At 66.7% G+C, this 6,673-nt stretch carries 8 protein-coding genes; 6 read left to right on the forward strand and 2 right to left on the reverse strand.

Features of this window, described 5'->3' with window-relative positions; genetic code table 11:
* Nucleotides 1–89: 89 nt before the first annotated feature.
* Entirely contained in the window at nt 90–914 is an 825-nt protein-coding gene (locus ACWF4Z_RS35075; protein WP_452247519.1) for an aldo/keto reductase, read from the reverse strand.
* A gap of 426 nt (nt 915–1,340) precedes the next feature.
* Between ACWF4Z_RS35075 and ACWF4Z_RS35080 the strand changes: the two genes are divergently transcribed.
* On the forward strand, nt 1,341–1,970 hold the full coding sequence (locus ACWF4Z_RS35080; protein WP_452247520.1) for a hypothetical protein: 630 nt from the start codon (nt 1,341–1,343) through the stop codon (nt 1,968–1,970).
* Nucleotides 1,971–2,190: 220 nt separating this feature from the next.
* Nucleotides 2,191–3,204, forward strand: a complete 1,014-nt coding sequence (locus ACWF4Z_RS35085) for a hypothetical protein (protein WP_452247521.1) — start codon at nt 2,191–2,193, stop codon at nt 3,202–3,204.
* A 59-nt stretch (nt 3,205–3,263) separates the two neighbouring features.
* On the opposite strand, the gene ACWF4Z_RS35090 is transcribed toward ACWF4Z_RS35085, so the two are convergent.
* A complete protein-coding gene (locus tag ACWF4Z_RS35090) occupies nt 3,264–3,557 on the reverse strand; it encodes a hypothetical protein (RefSeq protein WP_452247522.1) in 294 nt (97 codons plus the stop codon).
* 138 nt (nt 3,558–3,695) lie between these two features.
* On the opposite strand from ACWF4Z_RS35090, the gene ACWF4Z_RS35095 reads away from it, so the two are divergent.
* The 4 genes from ACWF4Z_RS35095 (at nt 3,696) to ACWF4Z_RS35110 (ending at nt 6,006) form a co-directional block, all read left to right on the forward strand.
* Nucleotides 3,696–4,049 carry a helix-turn-helix domain-containing protein gene (locus ACWF4Z_RS35095; protein ID WP_452247523.1) on the forward strand — a complete coding sequence of 118 codons (354 nt, stop codon included), beginning with the start codon at nt 3,696–3,698 and terminating at the stop codon, nt 4,047–4,049.
* A gap of 4 nt (nt 4,050–4,053) precedes the next feature.
* Nucleotides 4,054–4,311, forward strand: a complete 258-nt coding sequence (locus tag ACWF4Z_RS35100; RefSeq protein WP_452247524.1) for a KTSC domain-containing protein — start codon at nt 4,054–4,056, stop codon at nt 4,309–4,311.
* Nucleotides 4,312–4,383: 72 nt separating this feature from the next.
* Nucleotides 4,384–4,611, forward strand: a complete 228-nt coding sequence (locus ACWF4Z_RS35105) for a hypothetical protein (RefSeq protein ID WP_452247525.1) — start codon at nt 4,384–4,386, stop codon at nt 4,609–4,611.
* 78 nt (nt 4,612–4,689) lie between these two features.
* Nucleotides 4,690–6,006: a serine hydrolase gene (locus ACWF4Z_RS35110; RefSeq protein WP_452247527.1), complete on the forward strand. Its 1,317-nt coding sequence runs from the start codon at nt 4,690–4,692 to the stop codon at nt 6,004–6,006.
* The last annotated feature ends 667 nt before the right edge of the window (nt 6,007–6,673 follow it).

Below are 6,673 nucleotides of genomic sequence, written 5' to 3' on the forward strand. Positions count from 1 at the left end.
GTGCTCACCCCAGGAACAACCTCACGCCTACGTACGATGCGCAGCGCAGGGCGTTGGTTATCCGGAGTCATCGATCCAGGGGTTGCGTCTCAGTGCCCGGAGCGGTCCGAATCCGCTGCCGCGCGGCTGGTGCCGTCGAGCGCCGCGAGGGCGTTCAGTTCGTCGGAGCTCAGGTCGAAGTCGAAGACAGCAAGGTTCTCCGCCAGCCGCCCCCGGTCCGCCGACTTCGGGATCGGTACGACGTCCTGCTGCGTCTCCCACCGCAGCACGACCTGCCCCGGCGTCCGCTCGTGGGTCTTGGCGATCTCCTGCACGGTCGGATGGCCCAGCAGGTCCGTGCCCTTCCCGAGTGGGCTCCACGCCTCGGTCACGATCCCGTGAGCAGCGTGGAACTCGCGCTCTGCGGCCTTCGCCCACACCGGGCTCAGCTGAACCTGGTTCACCTCAGGCGCCACCCCGGTCTCGTCGATCAGGCGCTGCAGATGAGCGGGCTTGAAGTTCGACGTACCGATCGCCCGGACCAGACCTGCGTCGCGAAGCTCGATCAGTCCGCGCCAGGCATCGACGTACCGGTCCTGGTCCGGATTCGGCCAGTGGATCAGCAGGAGGTCGAGGTACTCCAGCCCCAGCTTCTCCGCGCTCGCCTCGAACGCGGTTCGCGCGCCCTCGACGCTGTGCCACCGCTTGTTGAACTTCGACGTCACGAACACCTCGTCGCGCGGCACGCCCTTGAGCGCTCGTCCGACTCCAACCTCGTTCCGGTAGTTCTCCGCCGTGTCCACGAGCCGATACCCGAGCTCGAGCGCTGTGCTGACCGCCCGTTCGGCATCCGCGTCGTTCATCGGCGACGTCCCCACGCCGACCCGTGGCATCACCGCACCATGACTCAACGCGATCGTCGGAACCTGACTCATTCGTCTCCTCCTTCGGCAGCCGCCTGCCCGGCAACCGTACGTCGCCCACACTCGCAACCCGCGACTCGGGCGGGGGGCTTGGCCAGGTGGCCCCGCTCGCAGGTGGCCGTGGTCGCAGGCGGCGGGGTAGAACAGGCAATACCACGAGGGTGGCGACGGGCTGGGTGTCCTGGTCGCGCCGTGTCCGGTGGATGGCGCGGTGGTCACAGTGCGTGCCTGTCGTGTCAGGTGGTGATGGGACGTCCGCCACACCGACGTCCGGTTGTTTGAAGGGTGTCCGATCACGGTCTGTGCCGACGGCTCTGGCGGCCCGATCTCGGCGTACGTCGTACGGCGAGATCGTGGCGGTGGACCGGGGCGCGAAGTGTCGGTTCTGTGGTTCATGATGGACCGGCGGGGCTCGAAACACGTGTGAGGGGTGGGCGAATGAAGAACCGGTTGATCACTCTGGTGGATCTCGGGCTGGACAGTTCGTTCGACGCGTCGATGAGCTTCGTGCAGGGCATCACCGGGAACATCAACGCAGGCTGGGACCAGCCGGTGATCGACGTGAACTTCGTCCGCACCCGCGACCACGAGACCGCGTTCTCCGCCCTCACCACCCCGTCCACGGTCCTGCACGTGATGGCACACGGTGACCACAGCGAGGAGCCGTCCTTCCTGTCCACCGACGGCCAGACCCAGGTCTCGCTGCGCTCGCTCGCCGATTGGTTCCTCGACCGGCAGTGGGGGATCTCCAGCGGCGTCGTCATCGCCGATGGCTGCAAGACCGGCATCGGCAAGTGGCAGCGCGCGATCCGCGACTGTCTGCAGGACGACATCACTTACATCGGCACCAGCACCGTCATCGGGTGGTACGAGGCGACCGTCTTCTGCTCCGCCTTCTACGGTGCTCTGGTCCGCAACCGTGGCCTCGGCCGCACCCCGGCCGAGCAGGGCTGGGACGCCGCCAACCGCGCCATCCGCGCCTACGAAACCTTGACCGATGCCCGCTGCCCGTACAAACCCGTCCTCCTGACCCCCTCCCGCCGAGCCCTCCGCTCCCTGACCGGCTGAGCTGTCCGCCCCGGGCGAATGGCCGAGTGCACAGGAGCGGTCCGACACGCGTTCGGCAGCTACTTTGCGTGAGGCGTGTGAGACTTTTGGTGGGCTCGTCACGTGGCGTAGTCCGTGGTCTGGGTTGCCGGTGACCTGGAGGGTGTGAGGACGGGGAGGCCGTCCGGTATGCCTTGGCCGACCTGCTGACGTCCGCCCGACGTGGTGAAGGAACGCCGCCATGAAGCTCCATCGGAACTCCCTCCTGACGGCTGCCGCCATCGTGGTGGTCCTGTACCTGGTGACGCTGATCGTCGGCCTGCCCGGCTGGGCCGCGATCGTGCTGGCCGTGGTCTTGCTCGTCCTGCTGGCTATGGTGTGGAAGCAGCCCGACGAACCTCGGCCCGTCGTGACCAAGCCGGCCCCGGCGCCGTCCGTCGTACTGCCGGATCGGGAGCCGGTCTTCTCCGGGCCGCCGTCGCGGACCGTGGTCGACGTGCGGCTGCCCTCTGCCTCGCCGGACTTCCAGTTCAGCTTCTCGGCGATCGTGCAGTGGTCCACCGTGTTGTCCGGCTCGCGGCATGCCGACCTGGGCGCGGTCGCGGTCGACGCTCTGCTGGATCGCGCTCGGGCACTGACCGCGCGGCAGCAGGTCACCGAGGAGTCGCTCAACCAGCACCGCCTCGCGGCGCTCCTCGGCGAACCAGCGCTCGACGAGAAGGGACAAGTCCGCAGCTGGGCCACGGAGATCCGACTGCGACTGCCGGACGCGGATCAGAAGCACCTGCAGCACCTCGCCGCCCTGCACCGCCGCGAGCAGACGACTCTGCTCGAACGCCGGATGGAGCAGGACAAACGCGCCTACCTCAAGGACGACGTTTTCGCGACGCCTGGATCGGCCGCGGTCTGGTGGCTCGTCAATCACCCCGGCGAGGTCGAGGACGCCGTAGGCCTGCTCGGCACGCTCTCCGAACTGTCCGACGCCGCGAACGACCTGACGGTACGACGTTCGGCCGCGGAAGCGATCGAGCGACCCCATCCGAGTCGTGCTGAGCTTGCCTTCAGCGCTGCAGTCGACGACCTGACCGAGCCCGACGACGGCGAGGAGTCGGCGGACGAATCGAAGCAGCAGGCCGTCTCGCGGCGTTCCAAGCAACATCGAGCCAGGACCGGCACGACCGCGTCTGACCTCAACGGGTCCGCCTCCGCCAAGGACGGCAATGGCGAATACCGCGAGGAGTTCTTCTCGGAGTAGGTCGATACGGCGGGCCGGTTGCAGGGTGGGCCCGCCGCATCGAGCTCGGGGGCGCATGGCTACTCGTCCAGCCATCGGATCGTGCTCGCGCCGTTGTGACCGTGGATGCTGAGGAGCGCCTCGACACCGTCCGGCCAGACCGTGGTCGTCGGATAGCGGCCGCCCCAGTGCAGGGCGACCGTCCCGTCGGACCACTCGACTCCCTCCGCGACGACGCCCGTACCGCTGACTCCGGAGACGTCGACATGGCGGACCAGCTGGAAACAGCGTGGCCCGGACTGGTTCGCGACCTTCAGATGACGCCTTCGCGGGGTCCGTGGCAGCGTCGCGGTTCTACCGCTGATCTCGTCCATGGCAGAAGTCAACCCGCGGTCCGCTGTCCTCACCAGGAACTGAACCGGTATCCACAGGGCAAAAATTGTGACCACCGTCGGTCACAGAATCGCCATATTCTCATTGCAGGGAGTAGCCGACACGCAAGGAGTGAACCGATGACAGTCATCGACGAATGGACCGGACGCCACGCAGACGCCTTGCGTAAGGCGCTGCGGATGACGAACGAGGCGTTCGCTGAGCGCCTCGGCGTCGCGCCACGCACGGTCACCAAGTGGAGCGAGCGACCGGAGATGGTGCCGAGCCAGCATCTCCAGAAAGCCCTCGACACCTCGCTCAGCGAGGCGCCGGCCGACGCCCGGCTCCGGTTCGCGGCCAACCTGGGTCTGGACCAACGACGAATACCGCTGGACCATACGGTGCTGACCCAGCTGAACACGGCGCTCGGCGACCTGGCCCGCGCGCTCGCGCGCCTCGACACCGAGGACCCGGAGCGGTCACCAGCCGGCTGAGTCCGTGGGTGCACACTGGCGGCTGCGCAGTACGACGTACGACGTGGAGGACCTGCGGATGAGGCGACGCCCGGTGAACTCGTCGAGTGTGCGATCGGTCGGCTGGTCCGACGGCACCTTGGAGCTCGAGTACGTCAACGGCTACGTCTACCAGTACCTGGACGTCCCGCAGCCGATCTACGCCGGCCTCCTGGCCGCTCCGAGCATCGGCGCGTACGTGAACGAGCACGTCAAGCCGCACTACGAGTTCCGCGAGATCTGAGTTTCCGCGCCGGTCGCGGCGGGCACCGGGGCGGAGGATTCACGGGGGTGCGCCCGACCCCAGGAGGCTGATATGCGCACGCGTAAAGCATCAACGACCGGAACTCGCACGGTCACGATCATCGTTGTGATCTGGCTGCTCATCGGCTTGGCAGCCGCGGCGCAGCGGAACTACTTCGCGGGTTCCAGCGCGACGTGCGCGAAGGTGAGCACGACGCTGGTCACGATCATTGCCGGCCCACTCAACTACCTCGGAGCCAACCCGAAGCTCAACTGCGAAGCACCGCAGCCGTCGAAGTAGGCCCGACGGCGAACCATGTTCGCCGTAGCGTTCCTCCCGAGGCTCCGAAAATGCCGGGGGCTCGGGAGGGGCGTGGAGATGTTGCGTGCGGCGATCGAAGGAGATCTCGACAGGTTCAACGTGCCTGGCGCGAGCTGGGCCGTGGTCGAGAACGGCGAGGTCACGCTAACCGGATCGGCGGGTTTGGTGCAGGCCGGCGGTTCGACGCCAGTCACAGCTGACACGTTGTTCCAAGCTGCCTCGATCAGCAAACCGATCGCCGTCCTCGCCATGCTCAGGTTGGTCGAGCGTGGGCTGCTCGACCTCGATGAGGACGTGAACCGGAAGCTCACGTCGTGGCGGATTCCGCCGTCGCGCTCGTGGCAACCGGTCGTGACGCTGCGCCAGTTGGCCAGCCATAGCGGCGGGATGAGCGTGCCCGGCTTCCCGGGGTATCCGCAGAACGCCGCGCTGCCCACGACTCTCCAGATCCTCGACGGTGTCGCACCGGCCAACACCTTTGGTGTTCGCGTAGATCTGGTGCCAGGAACGCAATACCGGTACTCCGGTGGCGGCACGATGATCTTGCAACAGCTGCTCGAGGACGTGACCGGCACGCCGTTCGGGCAGCTCACCCGCGGCTTGGTGTTCGAGCCACTCGGGATGTCTGACAGCGACTTCGCTCAGCCGTTGCCGTCAAAGCTCGAGGCGAGAGCTGCAACCGCGCACGACGAACTCGGCCGTCCGCTCGAAGGTCGCTGGCACACGTATCCGGAGCTTGCGGCCGCCGGGCTGTGGACGACGCCGACAGACCTCGCAAAGCTCGCCATCGGCGTCCAACGGGCGTACGCCGGGACCGATGATGCCCTCCTGTCACCGGGGCTCGTCCGCGACATGCTGACCCCCCGGATCGCCGTCAGTGCGCCGATCGGTGGGCTGACACAGCTTGGTCTCGGCTTCTTCCTCGATGACACCGGCCAACGGTTCGGACACAGTGGCGGCAACGCGGGATTCCGGTGCCAGTTGGTTGCGGATCGGGATACGGGTCAGGGCGCTGTCGTGATGACGAATGCGGACCGTGGCTACTGGCTGGCGCTGAGGGCGTTCGACGCGGCCGCGTCCGAGTACGGGTGGGAGGGCTACTCAGAGGAGGCGAATCCACCGGATCTGCCGGGGGACGACGTACTGGCCGGGCTGGTCGGCGCCTATCGGCTGAGAAACGGGCCGACGTTCACCGTCGCGCGATGGGGGAGCGGGCTCGAGGTGACGTTCGATGGTCAGCCTCCGCTGCGGCTGCTCGCACTGTCGGCGACGCTGTTTCGCTGGGTGGGGTTCGATACGGACTTCGAGGTACGGGAGGACGGTGGGCTGGTGTTCCGCCAAGCCGGTGTGGAGGTCGACTGCATCCGGGAATAGGTGCCGGGGTCACCCGGTTACACCTGATGCCGCTCGGTTCAAGACCCCGGGCCTCAACCTAAGCCGCTTCGAGCGGCCACTCGCCGAGAGGCGTCTGCTGGGCGGTGCGTTACGTGACAGGTGGGAGCTGGGCGACCGGCTCCCACCTGTCAGTTCCGGTACGGCGCTCGGTGGGATAACCCGCTTGTGTCGTGCGGGATGATGGAACTACCCCCTCACGGAGACGCGAGGGAGTGATGTGACCAGAGGGACGACGACTGCTTCGCGTCGGTGCCGGTTCGCCGGCTCCGAGGGCAGCTGCAGGGAGCCCGGACAGCGTCCAGGACCCCGATTTGCATCTGCGCGGTGAATGTCAGTAATGTTCTTCTTGTTGGAGCGGGGCGCAGGACGCGAAAGCGGCCGGCTGCTTCAACAAACTCCCTGAAGGTCTTGGAAGCCGAAACACGCCTCGGCGGGTTTCGGTCACTGATTCGCGCAGGGAGACTGGGACGAAAGAGGCCGATTTGACCGGCCCCGGACGAAACAGTAAAGTTGGGCGAGTTGCCCCGGAGCTTCAAACGAAAGTCTGAAGCGCGGTGTGCGTCCGATTCTTGAGAACTCAACAGCGTGCCGAAAGTCAATGCCGAAATTGTTTTATCCCCGTGCATGGGCTTCGGATGATCTTCTG

The sequence above is a fragment of the Kribbella sp. NPDC055071 genome (assembly GCF_053608045.1).

Bases quoted from the DNA above. Each gene is read 5' to 3' on its own strand.
- ACWF4Z_RS35075 (WP_452247519.1), bottom strand. From the start codon at position 914: ATGAGTCAGGTTCCGACGATCGCGTTGAGTCATGGTGCGGTGATGCCA.
- ACWF4Z_RS35080 (WP_452247520.1), top strand. From the start codon at position 1,341: ATGAAGAACCGGTTGATCACTCTGGTGGATCTCGGGCTGGACAGTTCG.
- ACWF4Z_RS35085 (WP_452247521.1), top strand. From the start codon at position 2,191: ATGAAGCTCCATCGGAACTCCCTCCTGACGGCTGCCGCCATCGTGGTG.
- ACWF4Z_RS35090 (WP_452247522.1), bottom strand. From the start codon at position 3,557: ATGGACGAGATCAGCGGTAGAACCGCGACGCTGCCACGGACCCCGCGA.
- ACWF4Z_RS35095 (WP_452247523.1), top strand. From the start codon at position 3,696: ATGACAGTCATCGACGAATGGACCGGACGCCACGCAGACGCCTTGCGT.
- ACWF4Z_RS35105 (WP_452247525.1), top strand. From the start codon at position 4,384: ATGCGCACGCGTAAAGCATCAACGACCGGAACTCGCACGGTCACGATC.
- ACWF4Z_RS35110 (WP_452247527.1), top strand. From the start codon at position 4,690: ATGTTGCGTGCGGCGATCGAAGGAGATCTCGACAGGTTCAACGTGCCT.